The 19,348-nt window shown below is 71.1% G+C and carries 21 protein-coding genes; 11 read left to right on the top strand and 10 right to left on the bottom strand.

Features of this window, described 5'->3' with window-relative positions:
* Positions 1-101 precede the first annotated feature (101 nt).
* From AC5RV6_RS04255 to AC5RV6_RS04245, 3 genes are all read left to right on the top strand, one after another.
* Complete coding sequence (locus AC5RV6_RS04255) at positions 102-923, top strand: alpha/beta fold hydrolase (RefSeq protein WP_494006031.1); 822 nt, start codon at positions 102-104, stop codon at positions 921-923.
* 126 nt (positions 924-1,049) lie between these two features.
* A complete protein-coding gene (locus tag AC5RV6_RS04250; protein WP_494006030.1) occupies positions 1,050-1,514 on the top strand; it encodes a flavodoxin family protein in 465 nt (154 codons plus the stop codon).
* A gap of 107 nt (positions 1,515-1,621) precedes the next feature.
* A complete protein-coding gene (locus AC5RV6_RS04245; RefSeq protein ID WP_494006029.1) occupies positions 1,622-2,257 on the top strand; it encodes a superoxide dismutase in 636 nt (211 codons plus the stop codon).
* 98 nt (positions 2,258-2,355) lie between these two features.
* On the opposite strand, the gene AC5RV6_RS04240 is transcribed toward AC5RV6_RS04245, so the two are convergent.
* Entirely contained in the window at positions 2,356-2,679 is a 324-nt protein-coding gene (locus tag AC5RV6_RS04240; RefSeq protein WP_494006028.1) for a hypothetical protein, read from the bottom strand.
* 169 nt (positions 2,680-2,848) lie between these two features.
* Between AC5RV6_RS04240 and AC5RV6_RS04235 the strand changes: the two genes are divergently transcribed.
* The 3 genes from AC5RV6_RS04235 to chrA all read left to right on the top strand — a co-directional run bounded on the left by AC5RV6_RS04235 (position 2,849) and on the right by chrA (position 5,869).
* The gene (locus AC5RV6_RS04235; RefSeq protein ID WP_494006027.1) at positions 2,849-3,346 is read left to right on the top strand and encodes a DinB family protein; all 498 of its coding nucleotides are present in this window, start codon (positions 2,849-2,851) and stop codon (positions 3,344-3,346) included.
* A gap of 144 nt (positions 3,347-3,490) precedes the next feature.
* Entirely contained in the window at positions 3,491-4,426 is a 936-nt protein-coding gene (locus AC5RV6_RS04230) for an ABC transporter substrate-binding protein (protein WP_494006026.1), read from the top strand.
* Between the two features lie 135 nt (positions 4,427-4,561).
* The gene (chrA, locus tag AC5RV6_RS04225; RefSeq protein ID WP_494006025.1) at positions 4,562-5,869 is read left to right on the top strand and encodes a chromate efflux transporter; all 1,308 of its coding nucleotides are present in this window, start codon (positions 4,562-4,564) and stop codon (positions 5,867-5,869) included.
* Between the two features lie 26 nt (positions 5,870-5,895).
* Here chrA and AC5RV6_RS04220 read toward each other — a convergent pair whose 3' ends face one another.
* A complete protein-coding gene (locus AC5RV6_RS04220; protein ID WP_494006024.1) occupies positions 5,896-6,345 on the bottom strand; it encodes an Lrp/AsnC family transcriptional regulator in 450 nt (149 codons plus the stop codon).
* A gap of 81 nt (positions 6,346-6,426) precedes the next feature.
* Between AC5RV6_RS04220 and AC5RV6_RS04215 the strand changes: the two genes are divergently transcribed.
* Positions 6,427-7,233 (top strand): LysE family translocator, encoded by an 807-nt coding sequence (locus AC5RV6_RS04215; protein WP_494006023.1) that lies wholly within the window; start codon positions 6,427-6,429, stop codon positions 7,231-7,233.
* 52 nt (positions 7,234-7,285) lie between these two features.
* On the opposite strand, the gene AC5RV6_RS04210 is transcribed toward AC5RV6_RS04215, so the two are convergent.
* Positions 7,286-7,654 (bottom strand): universal stress protein, encoded by a 369-nt coding sequence (locus AC5RV6_RS04210; protein ID WP_494006022.1) that lies wholly within the window; start codon positions 7,652-7,654, stop codon positions 7,286-7,288.
* Positions 7,655-7,791: 137 nt separating this feature from the next.
* Between AC5RV6_RS04210 and AC5RV6_RS04205 the strand changes: the two genes are divergently transcribed.
* The 4 genes from AC5RV6_RS04205 to AC5RV6_RS04190 are packed head-to-tail and all read left to right on the top strand — an operon-like array spanning position 7,792 to position 12,151.
* Positions 7,792-8,829 (top strand): Bug family tripartite tricarboxylate transporter substrate binding protein, encoded by a 1,038-nt coding sequence (locus AC5RV6_RS04205; protein ID WP_494006021.1) that lies wholly within the window; start codon positions 7,792-7,794, stop codon positions 8,827-8,829.
* Positions 8,826-9,401 (top strand): tripartite tricarboxylate transporter TctB family protein, encoded by a 576-nt coding sequence (locus AC5RV6_RS04200; RefSeq protein ID WP_494006020.1) that lies wholly within the window; start codon positions 8,826-8,828, stop codon positions 9,399-9,401. Before AC5RV6_RS04205 ends, AC5RV6_RS04200 begins: the two co-directional genes overlap by 4 nt.
* Positions 9,401-10,906, top strand: coding sequence for a tripartite tricarboxylate transporter permease (locus AC5RV6_RS04195; protein ID WP_494006019.1), 1,506 nt, complete (start codon positions 9,401-9,403; stop codon positions 10,904-10,906). The genes AC5RV6_RS04200 and AC5RV6_RS04195 overlap by 1 nt, the downstream gene beginning before the upstream one ends.
* 12 nt (positions 10,907-10,918) lie before the next feature.
* The gene (locus AC5RV6_RS04190; RefSeq protein WP_494006018.1) at positions 10,919-12,151 is read left to right on the top strand and encodes an MFS transporter; all 1,233 of its coding nucleotides are present in this window, start codon (positions 10,919-10,921) and stop codon (positions 12,149-12,151) included.
* Between the two features lie 40 nt (positions 12,152-12,191).
* Here the strand turns inward: AC5RV6_RS04190 and AC5RV6_RS04185 are convergent, their stop codons facing one another.
* The 7 genes from AC5RV6_RS04185 to fepB all read right to left on the bottom strand — a co-directional run bounded on the left by AC5RV6_RS04185 (position 12,192) and on the right by fepB (position 19,248).
* A complete protein-coding gene (locus AC5RV6_RS04185; RefSeq protein ID WP_494006017.1) occupies positions 12,192-12,767 on the bottom strand; it encodes a GNAT family N-acetyltransferase in 576 nt (191 codons plus the stop codon).
* A 98-nt stretch (positions 12,768-12,865) separates the two neighbouring features.
* On the bottom strand, positions 12,866-14,290 hold the full coding sequence (locus AC5RV6_RS04180; RefSeq protein ID WP_494006016.1) for an alpha/beta hydrolase-fold protein: 1,425 nt from the start codon (positions 14,288-14,290) through the stop codon (positions 12,866-12,868).
* Positions 14,280-15,224, bottom strand: coding sequence for a siderophore-interacting protein (locus tag AC5RV6_RS04175; protein WP_494006015.1), 945 nt, complete (start codon positions 15,222-15,224; stop codon positions 14,280-14,282). Before AC5RV6_RS04175 ends, AC5RV6_RS04180 begins: the two co-directional genes overlap by 11 nt.
* Entirely contained in the window at positions 15,221-16,072 is an 852-nt protein-coding gene (locus AC5RV6_RS04170) for an ABC transporter ATP-binding protein (protein ID WP_494006014.1), read from the bottom strand. Before AC5RV6_RS04170 ends, AC5RV6_RS04175 begins: the two co-directional genes overlap by 4 nt.
* 50 nt (positions 16,073-16,122) lie before the next feature.
* Complete coding sequence (locus tag AC5RV6_RS04165) at positions 16,123-17,211, bottom strand: FecCD family ABC transporter permease (RefSeq protein WP_494006013.1); 1,089 nt, start codon at positions 17,209-17,211, stop codon at positions 16,123-16,125.
* Positions 17,208-18,227: a FecCD family ABC transporter permease gene (locus AC5RV6_RS04160; protein ID WP_494006012.1), complete on the bottom strand. Its 1,020-nt coding sequence runs from the start codon at positions 18,225-18,227 to the stop codon at positions 17,208-17,210. The genes AC5RV6_RS04165 and AC5RV6_RS04160 overlap by 4 nt, the downstream gene beginning before the upstream one ends.
* Positions 18,228-18,249: 22 nt before the next feature.
* Complete coding sequence (fepB, locus tag AC5RV6_RS04155; protein ID WP_494006011.1) at positions 18,250-19,248, bottom strand: Fe2+-enterobactin ABC transporter substrate-binding protein; 999 nt, start codon at positions 19,246-19,248, stop codon at positions 18,250-18,252.
* Between the last annotated feature and the right edge of the window lie 100 nt (positions 19,249-19,348).

Genomic DNA, 19,348 nt, shown 5'->3' with positions numbered 1-19,348 from the left:
GACGACCTCGCCGGCCACGGGCCGCCGCGGTCTCCGCCGGTAGGCTTGACGGCGGAACGGCCGCGGTTGGGCGGCCTTGATCTTTTGCCAGGGGGAGTTTCGTGCAGCAAGCCGCCGACGTTTTGGTCCGCAACAATGTCAGCCTGCACGGGCCCGACGGCGCCCCGGTGCTGGTGTTCATTCACGGCTTTGGCTGCGACAAGGTGATCTGGCAGCGGGTGCTGGACGAGTTCACCGCGGACTACCGGGTGGTCCTGTTCGACCACGTCGGCGCCGGCGGCTCCGACCTCTCCGCCTACTCGGCGGAGAAGTACGGTGCGCTGGACGGCTACGTCGATGACCTGCTGGAGATCTGTGACGCGCTGGACCTGCGCGGGGCCACCCTGGTGGGACACAGCGTGGGCGGCACCATGGCGATCGCCGCCGCGGCCCGGCCCGCCGCGCGGGAACGGATCAGCCGGATCGTGCTGCTGACGGCCTCGCCCAGCTACGTGGACCATCCGCAGGACGGCTACGTGGGCGGCTTCACGCGGGGCGACATCGATGAGCTGATGCTCTCGATCGACGGGAACTTCCCGGTCTGGGCTGCGTCCATGGCGCCGGTGGTGATGGGCGCCCGGTTCCCGGACCTGGCGGTGGAGCTGGAGCGCCGCTTCTGCCGGGTGGATCCGGTGATCGCCCGGCAGTTCTTCCGGGTTTCGTTCCTCACCGACGTCCGGCATCTGCTGCAGGAGGTCACCTGCCCGGCCCTGGTCCTGCAGTGCGCCAACGACGCCCTCGCCCCGGCCGCCGTCGGCACCTACCTGCACCGGCACCTGCCGCATGCCGAGCTGGTGCGGATGCGCGCCGTCGGGCACATGCCGCATGTCAGCGCCCCGGAGGAGACGGCGGAGGAAATCCTCAGGTGGCTGGCGAAGCCGTGAGCCGCACCCGTTGACTCTGCCTTCCGCCGCTTGTTCCATAGGGGAATCCGGCGCGGCACCCCTGCCGTGTGCCGCCCCCGGCGCACCGCCGGCGGGACAGCTGCCGGAGGTCTGAGGGAGGCCGGCATGAAGGCCGTCATCGTCTACGACTCCAACTACGGCAACACCCGTGCGGTGGCCGAGGCCATCGCGGCCGCGCTGACCGGGCTGCGGGCCCGGCTGGTGCCTGCCGAACACTTCGTGCCGGGCATCCTGGAGTCCGGGGACCTGCTGATCGTCGGCAGCCCGATCAACGGCTGGCAGCCCACCGCCAAAGTCCAGCAGGCCCTGGCCGGGCTGCCCTCCGATGCCCTGCACGGCGTCCGCGCCGCCGCCTTCGACACCCGGGTCCGGCTGTTTATCCACGGCGACGCGGCCCGGAAGATCAGCAAGGCGCTGCAGGCGCACGGGGCGCGGATCATCTCCACGCCCATGGCCTTCCATGTGGAGGGGAGGGACGGCCCGCTGGCCGACGGCGAGCTGCAGCGGGCGGCCGCCTGGGCCGGGAACCTGCTGCTCCAGCTGCGGGCGGCACCGAAGGCCAAGACCTAGCCTCCTGTACGCCGGTGGCGTAACGCCAATCACCAATTTGACCTCAACTTTGCTTGAGGTCCTAGGTTGGTATCAACACTGATGAACCTGAGCATGAAGGAGAAGCTGTGAACAATAAGTACACCCTGCCTGAGCTGCCCTACGATTACGCCGCCCTGGAGCCGCACATCTCCGCGCGGATCATGGAGCTGCACCACGACAAGCACCACGCCACCTACGTGGCCGGCGCGAACACCGCCCTGGAGCAGATGGCCGAAGCCCGCGACAAGGGCGAGTTCGGCTCCATCCCGAAGCTGTCCAAGGACCTGGCCTTCCACCTGGGCGGACACACCAACCACAGCATCTTCTGGAACAACATGAGCCCGGACGGCGGCGACAAGCCCGAGGGCGAGCTCGCAGCCGCGATCGATGAGTTCTTCGGCTCCTTCGACGGCTTCCGCGGCCAGTTCACCGCCGCGGCGACCTCGCTGCAGGGCTCCGGCTGGGCCATCCTGGCCTACGACCCGCTGGGTAAGAACATGGTCATCGAGCAGCTCTACGACCAGCAGGGCAACATCCCGGTGGGCACCATCCCGCTGCTGATGCTGGACATGTGGGAGCACGCCTTCTACCTGGACTACGTCAACGTCAAGGCCGACTACGTCAAGGCGTTCTGGAACATCATCAACTGGGCCGACGTCGCGCAGCGCTTCGACGCCGCCCGCTCCGGCGCCCCGGCACTGATCCTGCCGAACGAGGCCTAGGCTTCAGTTTCCGCGGTTTCCGCCCGCTGTCCCGTTCCGGGGCAGCGGGCGGCTGCCGTTAACGCCGGCAGCGGGCGCCGTTGAAGCGCCCGGGGGCGCTAGAGCTCGCAGGCGTCGGCCAGGTTCTGCAGCGACTCGAGGTATTCCAGGGCCAGCTGGTAATCCGCGGATTCGACCTTCTCCGCCGGCATCAGCATGACCTCGCCCACCGTGCGCAGGTCATCCGCCAGATCCGGATGCCCGTCCTCGGCCAAGTCAAGCAGTTCGGAGCCCACCTGGCGGGTCTGCTCGGAGCCGGTTTCGGTGACCTCGCCCAGGTTCAGTTCCTGGAGGCGGGTGCAGGTTTCCTCGGTGCCGCCGGCGCAGGCGGTGAGGCTGACGAGCAGGGCGGCGGCCAGGGCGGCGCCGGAGAACGTCTTCACGGAAGGTCCTTTTGGTGCGGATGAGAGCGGGCCGCGGGCGGCACTTCCACGATAACAAGCTCCCGCGGCACCTTATGGTTTCCCCCGGCGGTCGATGCCCGCGCTGATTCGGTCCCCGGCCCGGTGTGCCGCCGCCGGCTCCCGTGGTCCCCAGCCTAGGCTGTGGCCCATGACTTTTACGCCTCCCGAGCCTCCCGACTGCGCCGACGAGCGGGACACGCTGAACGGTTTCCTCGACTACCTGCGCGGCGCCGTCGTCGCGAAGGCCACCGGACTGAGCGACGCCGACGGCGCCCGCCGGCTGCTGCCCTCGCTCACCACGGTGAGCGGGCTGGTGCGCCACCTGGCCGACGTCGAGCGGTCCTGGTTCCGCGAGAAGCTGGACGGGCAGGCCGACGTGCCCACCCGCTGGAGCGATGCGGACCCCGACGGCGAGTTCCGGGTCACCGCCGACGACTCGCTGGCGGAGATCATTGCCGACTACGAGGCGGCCTGCGCCGAGTCGCGGGAGGTTGCCGCCCGCTATGAGCTGGATGACCTCTGCCGGAAGCCGGGCGTCAAGCACAACCTGCGCTGGGTGCTGACGCACATGATCGAGGAGACCGGCCGGCACGCCGGACATGCGGACATCCTGCGGGAAATGATCGACGGGGTGACCGGGGACTGAGTTCCCGCCGCCGCTGCCCGTCGCCACTCCCGCAGCGGCTTCCTACGCTGGAAACCTGCGCACCCCGTGCACATCAGCACAGCGCCGCAGCACGTGCCGCCCGCGAACCGGACCCGGCACCCCGCTGACGAACGGAACCCGGACATGGCACTGCCAGGCAGCACCGACACCCTCTCGATGGGCGCCTTTGCCCCCTCGCCCGGACTGGTCGCCGGGATGCGGCAGGGCTTTTTCGCCCGGCACGGCGTCGACCTGGTGATGGAGCACGTCGGCTCCTCCGATGCGCAGTTCCGCGGCTTCGCCGAGGGCCGCTGGGACGTGCTGCAGACCGCACTGGACAACGTGGTGAACTACCGGTTCAACGAGTCCAACAGCCTGGGCCGCATCTTGGACATGCAGGCCGACTTCGCGCTGGACCTGCGCATGGAGCTCACCGCCGTCGGCGCCCGCGACGTGGAAACCGTCCAGGACGTGCGCGGCGGCCGGGTGGGCGTGGACGCCGCGGACAGCGGCTACGCGTACGTCCTGTACTGGATGCTCGAGCAGGAGGGCCTCACGCCCGGCCGCGACTACCAGGTGGTGCCGCTGGGTGGGGTGGCGGAGCGGTACGCCAGCATGGTCGGGCCGACGCCGGGCGCGTCCGCCACGCTGCTGAGCAACGGGTTCGAGGCGCTGGCCCGGCAGCAGGGCCTCCGGCACCTGGGCACGGAGGACAAACTGCAGGGCCCGTACGTGGGCTGCGTGGCCGCCTACCGCGGCGCCTGGTACCGGAACAACCAGGACCTCGCCCAGCGCTTCCGTGCCGGCTACGAGGACGCGCTGTCCTGGGTGTTCCACCCCTCCAACCGGCAGCAGGCCGTCCGCCTGGTGGCGCAGGCGCGCCGGCTCAACGAGAAGGACGCGGCCGTGGTGCTCGACGCCGAGCTGGGCCGCTGGGGCGTCGCCCGCGAGACCAAAATCCAGGAGGATGCCGCCGTCGCCGTGTTTCGGCTGCGCCAGCACTATGACGGGTTCGACGCCGGCGGGGCTCCGGACGCGGAGCAGCTGGCGGGCCTGTGGGTGGAAGGTGAGCCGAAGTAGCCGTTTGCCGGCCGTTCACCTGGATGCCGTTCACTGAAAGGCAGCGGCACAGGGCCTGAGGCGGAGGCTGCGAAGAGGCGGAGCGGACACGGTCCGGGTGCCGACAGACGCGGCGCGCGCAGGGGAGGAACGGTGATGGACAGGGACGCGGACAGCGGCACCGGCGGACCGGACGGCGGCACGGGCGGACCGGACGGCGGCACCGACGGGTCGGTCGGCGGCACCGGCGACGCCGACGCCGCCGCACCGGGAACCGTGCGGGAGGTCTTTGGCGCGTTCCTGCGCCTGGGCCTGACCTCGTTCGGCGGGCCGGTGGCACACCTGGGGTTCTTTCGCGAAGCGTTTGTGCAGCGCAGGCGCTGGCTCAGTGACCGCGCGTATGCGGACCTGGTGGCGTTGTGCCAGTTCCTGCCCGGCCCCGCGTCCAGCCAGGTGTGCATGGCACTGGGGCTGCAGCGCGCCGGATGGGCGGGGATGCTTGCGGCCTGGGCGGCCTTCACGCTGCCGTCGGCCGTGCTGCTGGTGGGCTTCGCCTACGGTGCGGCGGCGCTCGACGGCGCCGGCACCGGCTGGCTGGACGGGTTCAAGGCCGCGGCGGCCGCCGTCGTCGCGCAGGCCGTCCTGGGTATGGCCCGCACCCTGACGCCGGACCTGCGCCGCGGCGGGATAGCCGCTGCCGTTGTGGTTGTAGTGCTGCTGGTTCCGCATCCGCTGGCCCAGGTCGGCGCGATGGCGGGGGCCGGGCTGCTGGGACTGCTGCTCCTGAAGTCCGTGGGGCCGCCGGCCGCACCGGACACCGCGGAAGTCTCGGAGCCGGGCCCGGCGGTGCGGGTGCCCCGGGCCGTGTCGGTGGCGGCGCTGGCGCTGTTCGCCGCCCTGCTGGTGGTGCTGCCGGTGCTCGCGGCGCTCACGGGCAGCGCCGTGCTGGGCCTGGCCGAGGTGTTCTACCGTGCCGGGGTGCTGGTGTTCGGCGGCGGGCATGTGGTCCTGCCGCTGCTGGAGGCCGGCCTGGTGCCTGCCGGCCTGGTGTCGGCCGATGCGTTCCTCGCCGGCTACGGCGCCGCGCAGGCGGTGCCCGGTCCGCTGTTCACCTTTGCCGCGTACCTGGGGGCGGTGGCGCAGGTGCCGCCGGGCGGCGTCGTCGGCGCGGCCCTCGCCCTGGCGGCCGTGTTCCTGCCCTCGATGCTGCTGGTGCTCGGCGTGCTGCCGTTCTGGGACCGGCTGCGCCGTCGCCCGCGGCTGCGGCGGGCACTGGCGGGAGTGAACGCGGGGGTGGTGGGGCTGCTGGCCGCGGCCCTCTACGACCCGGTGATCACCACCGGCATCACGACGCCGGCGCTCGCCGGGCTGGCCGCCGTCGCGTTCGCCGCCCTGACCGTTGGCCGGGTGCCGCCGTGGGCGGTGGTGATCGGGGCGGGAGCGGCCGGCTGGCTGCTGTTCTGAGGCGCGGATCGGGCCCTGCCAGGCAGCTAAAGCGGCAGCGCGCCGCCGTCCTTGAGGCTCTTCATGACGATCGTGCTGTTCAGCTTCTCCACGCCGGGCAGCCGGACCAGCACCTCGTCGTAAAAGCGCTGGTAGGCAGGCAGGTCCTCGGCGATCACCTTGAGCAGGAAATCCGGTTCGCCGAACAGCCGGTTGGCCTCGACGATCTGCTCGATCCGCTCCACCTCCTGCTCGAAGGTGAGCATGTTCTGCCGGTCCTTCAGGGTGACGAACACCAGGGCCTGGAACCCCAGGCCGACGGCGGCCGGATCGACGACGGCGCGGTAGCCGGTGAGCACGCCGCGGGCCTCCAGTTCCTTCAGCCGGCGGTGGCAGGGGGCCACCGTCAGGCCCACCTTCGCCGCCAGCGCGGTGGCAGTGATTCTTCCATCCTGCTGAAGATGGCGCAAAATTTCGCGGTCGATCGCATCAATCACGCAAAAATCGTATCCCCTCAGCGGCCTGTCGGCGTTAATCCGGTCAGCACATTTCGCAGCGGAATTCCTAGGCTGGAACGCATGGATCCCCAGCAGCTTCTCGGCTTCGCGGCCGTCTCGATCACCCTTGCCATGACCCCGGGGGCTGACTGGGCGTACGCCATCTCCGCGGGCCTGCGCCCGGGACGGATCGCGCCGGCCATCGCCGGCCTCTGCGCCGGCTACCTGGTGCACACCGCGCTCATCGTCGCCGGCCTCGCCGCGCTCATCGCCGCCCGGCCGGAACTGCTGACCGTGCTCACCGTGCTGGGTGCCGCGTACCTGCTCTGGCTGGGGATCACCACCATCCGCTCCTGGCGCTCGGCGGGCTTCACGGTCGAGGTCGAGGCGGATCAGGCTGCGGTGCCGGACACGATCCCGGACTCCGGGTCAGCGGGGCGCGCAGCCCGCGGAGGCAACGCCGGGGGAGCGGTCGTCGGTGCTGCCGGGCAGCCGAGCGGCTCGGGCACCGCGCTGCTGACCGTTACACGTGAAACCGAATCGGTTGACTACCCGTCACTGCAGGAGCAGCCCGCATCAGACCGCCGCGCCTTCTTCAAGGGGCTGGGCACCAGCGGCACCAACCCCAAGGCGCTGCTGCTGTACCTGGCGCTGATTCCGCAGTTCATTGCTCCGGCCGCCGCCTGGCCGGTGCCGCTGCAGTCCACGGTCCTGGGCCTGTCGCACCTGATGGTCAGCGCCGTGCTGTACACCTGCGTGGCCCTGGGAGCCCGGCGGCTGCTGCGCTCCCGGCCAGGCGCGGCGCGGCTCGTCACTCTGGGCAGCGGCATCATCATGGTGCTGCTCGCCGTCGGCCTCGTGGGCGAGCAGGCTGCGGCCCTGTTCTAGCCCGCTACCCCCCCGTGCACAGGCAGGGCGCGGGCTCACCGGGATCCGGCGGTCAGGGAGCCGGGGCAGCCTTGACCGCAAGCACGGGAGCATGGGCTTCCAGCAGGATCTGCTGCGCCGCGCTGCCGAGCAGCAGTTTGCCCACCGGGCTGCGATGCCGGAGGCCGATGACGATCAATGACGGACTGATCTCCTGGGCCAGGTCCAGCAGTTCTCCGGCTGCATCCCGGCTGTATTCACGGGGCGCCCGGTAGGTAATTGCAGTGCCCTGCACTTGTTCGGGGAAGGAAGCCGCGCCGGCTTCCGCAACCGTCAGGTCGAACACCACGACATCTTCATTCCTTAACCGCGCCTCGGTAATGCCGGTTTCAAATGCTGCGGCGCCCTCGCGGGTCTGGGACCGTGCCACCAGAACTGTCATTGCGTCCTCTCGTGGGTTTTGCCGGGGCAACAATGTGGTTTGCCTCTCATATCCCTGTGACATAGCCTACATAGGCTGCTCCCCCCGCCGAACAACTGTTCGAAGGGCAGCCAATCAGGACAGGAAAGGCCAACGCCATGTCACCAGTGCGCGTGGAAACCGGAGCGCCCGATCAGGGAACACCGGAAAAAACTCCGAAACGCAGGATCGGATTCGCGCTTTACGGCCTTTTCGCCGTGCTGGTCATCGGCGCCGGGATGTTCTCCGCCGCCCAGACAGCGGGAGGCGCGGAGCTGCGGAGCAAGCTCACGCTGATCGCTCCCGCCGGCGCCGGCGGCGGATGGGACACCTTCACCCGCGAGCAGCAGCAGGCCATGCGCTCGGCCGGCATCGTCAACAACGTCACGGTGGTCAACGTGCCCGGCGCGGCCGGGACCATCGGACTCGGCCAGTTCTCCACCATGCAGGGCGAATCGGCGACCCTCCTGGCCACGGGCACGGTCATGCTGGGCGGCATTGAACTGAACGAGTCGCCGGTGGACCTCACCGACGTGCGCCCCCTGGCGCGGCTGGCGGACGACTATGACGCCATCGTGGTTCCGGCGGATTCGCCCTACCAGTCCATCGATGACCTGGTGGCCGACTGGAAGCAGGACCCGCGGGCGTTCCCCTTCGCCGGCGGCTCCATCGGCTCCATCGACCACCTCATCATGGCGCAGCTGGCCATGGAAGCCGGAATAGATGCCAGCGAAACCACGTACATTCCCACGACCAGCGGCGGAGAGGCGCTGCAGTCCGTCTTCTCGGATACCTCGAAGGCAGCCATCAGCGGCTACAACGAGTTCGCCGACCAGATTGAGGCCGGCCGGGTGCGGGCTTTGGCGATTTCCGCCCCGGAACGGCTCGAAGGCATCGAGATTCCCACGCTGCTGGAGCAGGGCTACGACGTGCAGATGACCAACTGGCGCGGCATGCTTGCCGCCCCGGGCACGTCCGACGAGGACTATGAGGAGCTGCTCGCCATCGTCACGGAAATGGCCGAGACCGAGGAATGGGCGGACGCCCTGCAACGCAACAGGTGGGACGACACCTTCATGGTCGGCGAGGAATTCGAAACCTTCATCGCCGAGGAAGAAGAAGCCGTCCGCGAGATTCTGAAGGGACTGGGCCTGTGAGCGCCTCGACGGCGGAAGGCCGCGTCAAGCAGCAAGGGCGGGGATTCTGGCACGGACGCAGCGGGCTCGTCGTCGCGCTGGTGCTGGCCGGCATCTCCTCCTATCTGCTGGTGGGGATCCTGACCATGACCGTGCCCCAGGGGGCTGCCAGCCCCGGGCCCAAGTTCTTTCCAACGCTGATCGTGGTGGCAGGCTATGTCCTCTCGGCCCTGCTGGCCTTGGACACCCTCCGGCGGCCCGCTCCGCCGGAGCCGCCGGGCGACGCGCAGGATGATGCGCCGGCGGCTGCGCACCCGCAGACGCCGGCGGCCGAGGCTCCCCGGATGTACTCCGACTGGAAGGCTCTGGGCATTGCCTTCGGCGGGTTCCTCGCCTTCGCCCTGCTCATTGAGCCGCTGGGCTGGATCCTGGCCGCTGCCCTGCTGTTCTTTTCCGTGGCCTACGCCGTGGGCAGCCGACGTTACGTCTTTGACCTCAGCCTGGCGCTGGTCCTGTCGTCGCTGATCCAGCTGGCGTTCGGCGCCGGACTCGGCCTTAACCTGCCGGCCGGAATCCTGGGAGGCATTTTCTGATGGACGCACTGGCAAACCTGGCCGACGGCTTCGGCCACGTCCTGACCCCCATGAACCTGCTCTGGGTGGTGGTCGGCTGCCTGCTGGGCACCGCCGTCGGCGTCCTGCCGGGCCTGGGCTCCTCGATGGCGGTGGCGCTGCTGCTGCCGATCACCTTCTCGCTGGACCCGATGGGTGCCTTCATCATGTTTGCCGGCGTCTACTTCGGCGGCTTGTTCGGGGACTCCACCATGGCCATCCTGATGAACACGCCGGGGCAGGGCTCCGCCATCGCCAGCACCTTTGAAGGCCACCAGATGGCCAAGGACGGCCGGGCTCCGCAGGCCCTCGCCACAGCCGCGATCGGCGCCTTCATCGGCGGATTCATCGCCAGCGTGCTGGTGGTGTTCTTTGCGCCGAAACTTGCGGATCTCTCCGCGAATTTCGGCCCGCAGGAGTTTTTTGCCCTGTCGATCTTCGCATTCATCGCCACCGCCTCGGTTGTTTCCGACTCGGTGATCAAGGGCCTGGTCTCACTCGTGATCGGCCTCGCCATTGCCGTGCTGGGCATCGACAGCATCTCCGGCGCGGAGCGTTTCAGCTTCGGCGTCCCGCAGCTCTTCGACGGCGTCAACATCATCACGGTGACCGTGGGCATTCTGGCCCTGGGTGAGGTCTTCCACGTCATTTCGCGCATCCGGCGGGATCCCCAGGCGGTGGCCATCAGGAATGCCGGGCGGCCGTTCCTCTCCCGGGCCGAATTCCGTGAAGCGCTGCCCGCCTGGCTGCGGGGAAGCGCGTTCGGCATTCCCTTCGGCGTCATTCCCGTCGGCGGCGCGGAGGTGCCCACGTTCATGGCTTACGGCACGGAGCGCCGCCTGGACCGCCGACGCCGGGACCCCCAGTTCGGCAAGGGCGCCATCCGCGGCCTCGCGGCTCCCGAAGCGGCCGGAAACGCCAACTCAGGCACGGCGATGGGTGCGCTGCTCGCCCTGGGCCTGCCGGTGTCCGCAACGGCGGCGATCATGCTGGCCGCCTTCCAGCAGTACGGGCTCCAGCCCGGCCCCCTGCTCTTCGACCGGGCACCGGATTTGGTGTGGGGCCTGCTGGCCAGCTTCTTCGTCGGCCTGGTGGTCCTGCTGATCCTGAACCTGCCGTTCGCGCCGCTCTGGGCCAAGCTGCTGCTGATCCCGAAGCCCTACCTTTACGCGGGGATCACGGTCTTCTGCGGGCTGGGCGTCTACGCCACCTCGGCCTCGGTGTTCGACCTGCTCATGGTGCTCGGCATCGGCTGCCTCGGATTCCTGATGCGCAGGTACGGAATTCCCCTGGCCCCGCTGATGATCGGCATCGTGCTCGGCCCGCTGGCGGAGACCTCGATGCGCTCGGCGCTGCTGTCCTCCAACGGCGACTACTCCGTCTTCGTGGATGGACCGATCACGATCGTGCTGTATCTGGGCCTGCTGGCTGCCCTGGTGATCACTGCGGTGGGCAGAATGCGGCAGCGCACCAAAGCCGACGTCTAGGCTCCGCACCCCATGCCCTCACCGACCGCGGCCGGCCGGCCGCATGCCTGGCTGTGGGCGCTGGTGGTCGCCGCCGTGCTCAGCCAGACCGCCATCAACCTGGCCCGTCCGCTCATCACCTACAAGGTGCTGGCGCTGGGCGGCGATGCAGTGGCGGTGGGCCTGGCATCGGCGTCGTTCGCCCTGCTGCCCGTGGCCTTCGCGATCGGTCTCGGCCGTATCTCGGACCGTTCCTCCCGGCTCCGGGTGCTGCTCCTGGCCGGCCTTGGCCTCCTGGCGCTGAACGGCGTGCTGCTGGCTCTGGCCCCCGGGCTGGCGGTGGTGGCGGTCGGGGCCGCAGGCCTGGGCATGGGACACCTCTGCTTCACGATCGCCGGCCAGTCCGCCATCGCGAAACTCGCACCGCCGGCCCGCATCGACACGGCGTTCGGCTGGTTTACGGCCGCCTTCGCCGTCGGGCAGCTCATCGGCCCGCTGCTCGGCGGGTTCCTCCTGGGGTCCGCCACCGGCGTCGACAACCCGGACCGGCTGCAGGACGTCAACCGGGCGCTGCTGCTGGCCGGAGGCATAGCCCTGGCCTCCCTGCCCACCTGCCTGGTGCGTTTCCCGGCCGCACGGACCCGGCCCGTCCGAGGCGGCGCCGACGCCGTCGGGACCGGCAGCAGCGAGCCGGTGTTGGCGATCCTCGCCCGTCCGGGGGTCAAAGCGAATATGCTGGCCAGCCTGGCCCTGCTCGCCACCACCGACATCCTGCTCTCCTTCCTGCCGTTGATGGGCGAGGAGGCAGGAGTCGCTCCCGTTGTCATCGGTGTGCTGCTTGCCATCCGTGCCGCCTCCACCATCCTGTCCCGGCTGCTGCTGGGCCCGCTGCGGAAACGGTGGAGCCGGGACCGGCTGGTGTTTGCGTCGCTGCTGGGATCGGCGATCGGGCTGACGGTGACCCCCCTCCTGCTGGGGTCGGCCTGGGCGGCGGGCCTCTCGCTGGCCTTTGCCGGCTTCTTCCTGGGGCTGGGCCAGCCGCTGACCATGACGCTGGTGTCGCAGGCAGTGGATCCTGCTTCCCGCGGTGCGGCGCTGGCGCTGCGGCTGCTGGGCAACCGGGTGGGGCAGGTGGTGCTGCCGGGCGCCGCCGGCCTGGTCGCCGCACCGCTGGGCCCGGGCGGCGCGGTGTGGATGTCCTGCCTGGCCCTGGCCGTCACGGCAGGCGTGAAACTGCCGGCCGCGCGGCGCTCCCGGGGCGACTGACGGCGTCGGGGCGTCTGCCGCGCCGCGGCGCGCCGGTGGCTCAGTGCAGGTCGAGCCGCATCAGCACGCGCGGGAACCCGGCCAGCACCGAGGTTGTGTCCGCCGCCTTCCGGAAGCCGGCCTGCTCGAACAGGCTCCGGGTGCCCACGTAGGCCATGGTGAGATCAACTTTGGCCCCTGCATTGTCCACCGGGTAGCCCTCGACAGCCGCGGCGCCGCGGTCCCGGGCGAAGTCGACGGCGCCACGGAGCAGGTGGTGGGCCAGGCCCCGGCGGCGGTGGCCGGGGCGGACCCGGATGCACCAGATCGACCACGGGTCCGCATCGTCCAGATGCGGAATCCTCCGGTTGGTCGCGAAGCTGGTGTCGGAGCGGGGGTGGACGCCTGCCCAGCCGGCCGCTTCACCGTCGTCGTACACCAGGACGCCGGGCGGCACGTCCTCCCGCAGCAGCGCACGCACCCGCTCGCCGCGGGCCGGGCCGGTGAGCGCGCGGTTCTCCTTCGACGTCATCAGCCGGTAGCTCAGGCACCAGCAGACGTTGGCGTCTGGTCGTTTGGGCCCCAGAACGGCTGCCACATCGTCAAAATCGACTGCTGCGCGCACCTCGACGGACATGCGCCCAGCGTACGCCGCCGGTCCGCTGCCGGTCAGGGCCGAGGGGGTCCTGCGGGTAAGCCGGCCCGGGGAGGGGGAGCTGCGCCGGGGAAGCGGCCCTACGGTCCGAGCAGCTCCGTGAGGCCGCGGATCAGCCAGGGATTCCACCACGCCCAGTCGTGCCCGCCGGTGATGGATCGGAAACGAATGTCCGCGCCGGTGCGGGCCAGATCCCGGTGCAGGGCTTCACCGGCCCGGTGGATGGTGTCCTCATAGATGCCCGCCTGGATCCGGATGCGTACCTGCCGGGCCACAGCAGCGAGCGGATCGGCCAGGTCGTACCGCCACAGCGACGGCGACTGCGCCAGCGCGGCGCCGACGAGGTCCGGAAAACGGGCCAGCTGCCAGAGCGAGGCCAGGCCGCCGAAGCTGGCGCCGGAGGCCACGGTCCGGGCCGGATCGTCCGTGACGGGGAAGCGGGTACACAGCAGCGGCAGCAGGTCCCGGGCCACGAAGTCCACGGTCCCGGTCGGTCCGGACAGTTCACGGGTCCGGGTCGGCACGTCCAGCGAATCGATCATCGCCACCGCCAGCGGCGGTAGGACCCCGGCGGCGGTTGCCGCGTCCAGGGTGGCGGAGAGGTTCAGGTACTTCGCCCAGACCTGTCCGTCGTGCAGCAGCACCAGGGGCAGGTCGGCGGACGGAGCCTGCCCGGCCACCTGTTGCGGCAGGTAGAGCCAGATGCGCCGGCCCCGTCCGGCACCGGCGTCGGGCACGAGCAGCTCCCGCAGCCGCGGGGCGGCGGCAGGCCCCGCAGCAGGGGAGGCCAGCGGGTCGCTGCCGGGGCTCCGGACGGGACCGCCCCCGTCCGGCCCCGTCAGCGGCCGGGCAGGCCCGGCGCCGCTTGGTTCCCCCGTCCCGGCGCCCATCACGGACGGTTGCGTGCTTGCGGCCTCCGGCGTCGCCGCGGCCAGCCACGGTGCGTCCGGTACCCCGGGCAGCTGCACCAGCGACTGCGGCGCCCCGCTCATCCCGGCGCCCACGCGGGGATTCAGCGGATCCGGCGCCCCGGCGTCGGCGGCCAGGCGCACGGTCCGCCGGTCCGCGCCGGGCAGCCGCCAGGGCGGCAGGCCAGGTCCCACATGCGCGGTGATCCGGTAGCCGGCCTGCCAATCGGCCGGCATCCGCAGGGTCAGTGCCCACAGATCGGTGCCGTCGAGCCGGTCGAACTCCATGGCGGCCGGATTGCGGTGATCCAGCAGCCCGTTGGCTGAGAGGATCACCGCCGACGCCGCGGCATTCCGGTGCAGGAACGTCACGGCGCGGAAGTCGGAGTGGCCGCGCGGGTCGGGCTCGATCAGCGGCGCCCGGCCGCCTGCAGCCAGCCCGTCGAGCAGCTGCCGGCGTTCGCTGCTGCCCATCGCCGCCCAGCGGTTCCGGAACCAGCCCGGAAGTACGGGCGACGGCGGCGGGGTGGGCGGGACGGCTGGCCGCGGCGGGGGAAACTGCGCGGCGGGGGAGGGCTCCGGCGGCTCAGTGAGCATGGGCGTGCTCCTGGCCGGGCAGCACATCGGCCAGTTCGCCGCGCTCGCGGTCGTGGTCGGTGCTGCGGGTGTACCCGGTTTCGGTCATGCCGCGGTGCCAGTAGCCGATGATCAGCTGATGCCGCCGGTCGAAGCCCAGCCGCTTCAGATGGGCGCGGGCAAAGCGGACGACGGCGGACTCCGCCGACACCCAGATCCGGACCTGCCCGGCGGCGAGCTCCGCAGCAGGCAGCTCGACGGCGGCCAGCGCCTCCTGCAGCAGCGTGGTGGTTCCGGCCGGCACCGGAGGCCGGGACGATGCCGGCGCAGCCGCCCCGCCCCGGCGGCGGTGCAGCCAGCGCACCTCGAACCCGTCCGGGGCAGTGAGGTCCTGTTCCTCCTCGGGCCCGGCGACCTCGATCAGTGCCAGCCCGCGCTGCTCCGGGCGTTCCGTGGCGAAGCGCTCGAGTGTGGAGCCGATCGCGGGCAGCGCGGTTTCGTCGCCGGCCAGCAGCACCCACGCGCCGTCGCGCACCACCAGTCCGCCGCCGCCGAGGGCGCCCAGCTCGGCGCCGGGAACCGCGCGTTCGGCCCAGACGGAGGCCAGGCCCTCGTCGCCGTGCCGGACGAAGTCCACCGCCAGCCGGGACGCGTCCCGGTCCAGCCGGCGCACCGTATAGGTTCGCACGCGCTCACGCTGGCCCGGCGCGAAGCTCCAGCGCCCGTCCACCTTCACGGGCAGGTCCAGCTCCGCGCCGGGAACCGGGAAGTACAGCTTGATGTTCGGTACGTGCGGGCCGGCCGCCAGATAGGAGGCGACGCCGGGGCCCGCGAAGACCACGCGACGCATGCCGGGGGTGAGGTCCTCGACCGATTCGACGACCAGCCGATGCCCGCCCTGCACCGCCCGGCCCGCAGCGCCGGCCGATTCCGCTGCTGTGGACGCCGCGTTCATGCCGGCGCCCCTGCCGTGGCCGCCTGTGCGCCGGCGCCGGCTGCCGCCTTCGCGCGCTGCCCGGCGCCCGGTTCCAGCGGCACCACCAGCGGCCCGCCGGTGGCCGGGTCTTCGATCACCACGGCGTCGATGCCGTAGATCTCCTTCATCAGTTTCGGAGTGGCGATCTGTTCCGGCGGGCCCTGCGCCACGATCCGCCCGTCCTTCATGGCGATGACGTGGTCGGCGAACCGGAACGCCAGCGACAGCTCGTGCAGCACGGTGACCAGCGTGTAGCTGCCGGTTTCGTGCAGCCGGCGGCACAGCCGCAGCACCTCCAGCTGATGGGCGATGTCCAGGAACGTGGTGGGCTCGTCCAGCAGCAGCACCGGGGTGTCCTGGGCCAGCACCAGCGCCAGCCAGACCCGCTGCCGCTGCCCGCCGGAGAGCTCGTCCACGGTGCGTCCGGCGAGGTCGGCGACGCCGGTGGCGGCCATCGCGGCGTCGACCGCCGCCTGGTCGGCGTCGGACCATTGCCGCAGCAGCGACTGGTGCGGGAACCGGCCGCGGGCCACCAGATCGGCCACGGTGATGCCGTCCGGTGCGGCGGAGGACTGCGGCAGCAGCGCCAGCCGTCGCGCGACGTCGCGCGTCGAGTACTTTCCGATGTCCCGGCCCTGCAGGAACACCTGCCCGGCCTGCGGCTTCAGCAGCCGGGACAGCGCGCGGAGCAGTGTCGACTTGCCGCACGCATTGGGCCCGATGATCGCGGTAAAGGACCCCGGAGGGATCACCACGTCCAGGTCCTCGCTGATGGTGCGGCCGTCGTAGCCGAGGGTCAGGGCCTCGGCGGAGAGCACGTCGGGCATGGAAGCCTCCTTGGGAGCGGAATGCCGGGGATCAGGGCTGCGGGGCACGGCTACACCTGCCGGGAACGGGTCAGCAGCCACAGCAGGTAGATGCCGCCCACCAGTCCGGTCATCAGCCCGATGGGCACCGCGGCCTGGATCGGCAGGTGCTGGGTGAGCAGGTCGGAGCCCACCATCAGCACCGCGCCCATCAGCGCGCCGGTGCCGATGGGCACACCGGGGGAGCGGGTGAGGCGGGCGGCCAGCTGCGGGGCAGCGAGGGCCACGAACGTGATCGGTCCCGCGGCAGCGGTGGCCAGGGCGGTGAGCCCGACGGCGGCGGCCATGGCTGTGAGCCGCACCCGTTCGGTGCGGATCCCCAGGGCGCGGGCGGCGTCCTCGCCCATTTCCAGGAGCGACAGCTTCCGGCCCAGGGCCAGCAGCACCGGCAGCAGGAGCGCGACGGCGGCCAGCACCGGCAGCGCGTGCGCCCAGGTGCGGGCGGCGAGGGAACCGGAGAGCCACAGGTGCGCCTGCGCCGCCAGGTCCGAGTCTCCCTTGGCCAGCAGGACGGTGTTCAGGGCGCTGAGCATGGCGCCGACGCCGATGCCGATCAGCACCAGCCGGTACCCGCCGGTGACGCCGCCGCGCAGTGAGAGCAGGTAGACCGCGCCGGCGGCGGCCAGCCCGCCGCCGACCGCCCACAGCGCGGTGGCCAGCGGACCGGCATTGAACAGCACGATCTGCGCCACGGCACCGGTGGCGGCTCCGGTGGTGAAGCCGATGATGTCGGGGGAACCCAGGGCGTTGCGGGAGATGGACTGAAAGGTGGCGCCGGCGGCGCCCAGGCAGGCGCCCACGGCCAGGGCCGTGACGGTCCGCGGCAGCCGGATGCGCTGCACCACGGCCTGGGTGCGCGGTTCCCCGCCGCCGAACACCGCGGCCAGCACGTCGCCGAAGGCCAGGGCCAGGGTGCCGGTCTGCATGGACAGCACCGCCAGCAGCGCCGCGGCGGCGGCCAGGACGAGACCGACGACGCCGGTGCGCGCCGAAACCCGCAGCCGCACGAGCCCGAGGGCCAGGACGCGCGGGGAGACGCGCGGGGAGGGGCCGGCGTCGGGGGCGGTTCCTGTCCGCGGTGGCGGCGTCCTGAGGCTCACAGTTTCACCAGCTTCCGACGGCGGGCCAGGGCGATGAAGAACGGGGCGCCGACCAGGGCGCTCATCACTCCGGCACCGATTTCGGCGGGCGCGGCGACGGTGCGGCCCAGGATGTCGGCGACCAGCAGCAGCAGTGCACCGAGGAGCATGGAGAAGGGCAGCAGCCTCCGGTGGTTCGGCCCGGTGACCAGCCGGGCGATGTGCGGAGCGGCGAGGCCCAGGAAGCTGATGGGCCCGGCGGCGGCGGTCGCGGCGCCGGCGAGCAGCAGGATGGCGCCGGTGCCGGTGAGCCATGTGGTGCGTATGCGCACGCCGAGGGTTTGCCCCAGGTCCCGGCCCAGGGAGAGCGAGTCCAGGCTGGACGCGGTGGGCAGGGCGGCGGCGATCGCCAGCACGCAGGCGCCGGCCACCCAGGGCAGCACATCCCAGCCGCGGCCCTGCAGGGAACCGGTGGCCCAGGAGGCGTAGGCGGTGAGGTTCTCTTCGGTGCCGGCGATCAGCAGGATCGAGGTGGCCGCGCCGAGCATCACCGACAGTCCCGCGCCGGCGAGGACCAGGCGCACCGGGTTGGTGCCGGCGTCGTGCGCCCGGCCCAGCAGGTAGACGACCACCGAGGCGGCGGCAGCGCCTGCAAAGGCGAACCACATGTACTGCATCGGCGCGTTCGCGCCGAAGAAGCCCAGACCGACGGCGACGGCGAACGCGGCGCCGGAGTTCACCCCGAGGATGCCCGGCTCGGCCAGCGGATTGCGGGTCAGCGCCTGCATGAGCGCTCCGGCCAGGCCGAGGGCCGCGCCGACGACCACTGCCAGCACGGTGCGCGGCAGCCGCAGCTCACGGACCAGCAGATGCGTGTTCCGGCTGGGATCGAAGGCGGTCAGGGCCGCCCAGCTGTCGGCGGGGGCAATGGGGCGGGAGCCGACGGCGAGGCTCAGCAACGCCAGCAGCACCAGCAGGGCGAGGCCGAGAATCCAGCCGAGGCCCTGCCGGTGCTGGCGGCGCGGTTTCTGCAACACGATGGAACGGTCTTTGCGGTACCTACTGGGCGAAGGTGTCGCCGAACCAGGTCACGATGTCCGTCGCGGAGTAGGGGTCCATCCGGAAGGAGGCCAGGCCGAGCGCGAAGACGGTGTCGTTCTGCACGGAGGGGAGGTTGGCCAGGGTTGGATCGGCCTTGAACGCCTCGACGCGCTTGTCATCGGCGCTGATCAGGAACGCGTAGTCGCCGATGACGGAGTCGGCCAGGCCCTCGTAGGAGGTGAAGGCGAAGTCCTCGCGTTTCTGGGTGGAGGTGTCGAATTCGGCCGGCGGTTCGTTGACGGTGAAGCCCAGCTTCTCCAGCAGCTGCGCGTGCGGGCCGGTCGGCTTGCCCACGGGCGAGGTGTCCCCGGCGTTGTAGGAGACGACCGAGGCGGTGGTGCCCTCTTCGATGCCGATCTTTCCGGCGGTTTCCTCGACCAGGGCGTCGAACTCGGTGACCGCGGCTTCGGCTTCGGCCTCGAGGCCGGTGGCTTCGCCGAGCTCCCCGGCCAGGTCCTGCCAGGTCTGGTCGCCGTAGTTGACCACCACGGTGGGGGCGATGTCGGAGAGCGCCTCGTACTGGTCCAGCACGGAGTCGGCGCCGGAGGTGGAGACGACGATCAGGTCCGGATCATGGGCGATCACGGCTTCCAGATCGAACTCACCGACGGTGTAGAGCGGCTCGACGTCGCGCTCGACGGCGGTATCGGCCCACTGCGCGAAGAATCCGTTTTCATCGGTGCTGCCCGGGCGGGCCGCGGTGACGGCGGTGGCGGCCACCGGGGCATCGATGGCCAGCAGGGTTCCGGTCACGGACAGCGACGTGGAGACGATCCGCTCCGGCTGGGCGTCGATGACGGTTTCGCCGGCTTCGTGCTCAATGGTGCGCGGCCAGTCGGCGGAGCTGCCCGTTGCGGGCGTTTCCGATTCCGCTTCGGCGCTGCCGCCGCAGGCGGCGAGGGTCAGCGTCAGGGCGGCGGCGGCAGCCAGGGCCGCGGTCTTCTTGGGCAGGAACAACTGTGTTCACTCCTCGTTCAGGGCAGCCGCCGGTTGGGAAAGGAGAGGCGGCTGTGGCTCAAGCGCCGCGTGGGGGAAGCGGCATAGCTAAGGCTAACCT

Source organism: Arthrobacter saudimassiliensis (genome assembly GCF_059090665.1).
Note: the sequence above shows the minus strand (reverse complement) of the source record. Positions and strands in the feature narration are given on the sequence as shown.

Excerpts from the sequence above, each read along its gene's own strand:
- AC5RV6_RS04250 (WP_494006030.1), top strand. The coding sequence starts at position 1,050 with ATGAAGGCCGTCATCGTCTACGACTCCAACTACGGCAACACCCGTGCG.
- AC5RV6_RS04235 (WP_494006027.1), top strand. The coding sequence starts at position 2,849 with ATGACTTTTACGCCTCCCGAGCCTCCCGACTGCGCCGACGAGCGGGAC.
- AC5RV6_RS04230 (WP_494006026.1), top strand. The coding sequence starts at position 3,491 with ATGGCACTGCCAGGCAGCACCGACACCCTCTCGATGGGCGCCTTTGCC.
- chrA (WP_494006025.1), top strand. The coding sequence starts at position 4,562 with ATGGACAGGGACGCGGACAGCGGCACCGGCGGACCGGACGGCGGCACG.
- AC5RV6_RS04215 (WP_494006023.1), top strand. The coding sequence starts at position 6,427 with ATGGATCCCCAGCAGCTTCTCGGCTTCGCGGCCGTCTCGATCACCCTT.
- AC5RV6_RS04210 (WP_494006022.1), bottom strand. The coding sequence starts at position 7,654 with ATGACAGTTCTGGTGGCACGGTCCCAGACCCGCGAGGGCGCCGCAGCA.
- AC5RV6_RS04205 (WP_494006021.1), top strand. The coding sequence starts at position 7,792 with ATGTCACCAGTGCGCGTGGAAACCGGAGCGCCCGATCAGGGAACACCG.
- AC5RV6_RS04195 (WP_494006019.1), top strand. The coding sequence starts at position 9,401 with ATGGACGCACTGGCAAACCTGGCCGACGGCTTCGGCCACGTCCTGACC.
- AC5RV6_RS04190 (WP_494006018.1), top strand. The coding sequence starts at position 10,919 with ATGCCCTCACCGACCGCGGCCGGCCGGCCGCATGCCTGGCTGTGGGCG.
- AC5RV6_RS04185 (WP_494006017.1), bottom strand. The coding sequence starts at position 12,767 with ATGTCCGTCGAGGTGCGCGCAGCAGTCGATTTTGACGATGTGGCAGCC.
- AC5RV6_RS04180 (WP_494006016.1), bottom strand. The coding sequence starts at position 14,290 with ATGCTCACTGAGCCGCCGGAGCCCTCCCCCGCCGCGCAGTTTCCCCCG.
- AC5RV6_RS04175 (WP_494006015.1), bottom strand. The coding sequence starts at position 15,224 with ATGAACGCGGCGTCCACAGCAGCGGAATCGGCCGGCGCTGCGGGCCGG.
- AC5RV6_RS04170 (WP_494006014.1), bottom strand. The coding sequence starts at position 16,072 with ATGCCCGACGTGCTCTCCGCCGAGGCCCTGACCCTCGGCTACGACGGC.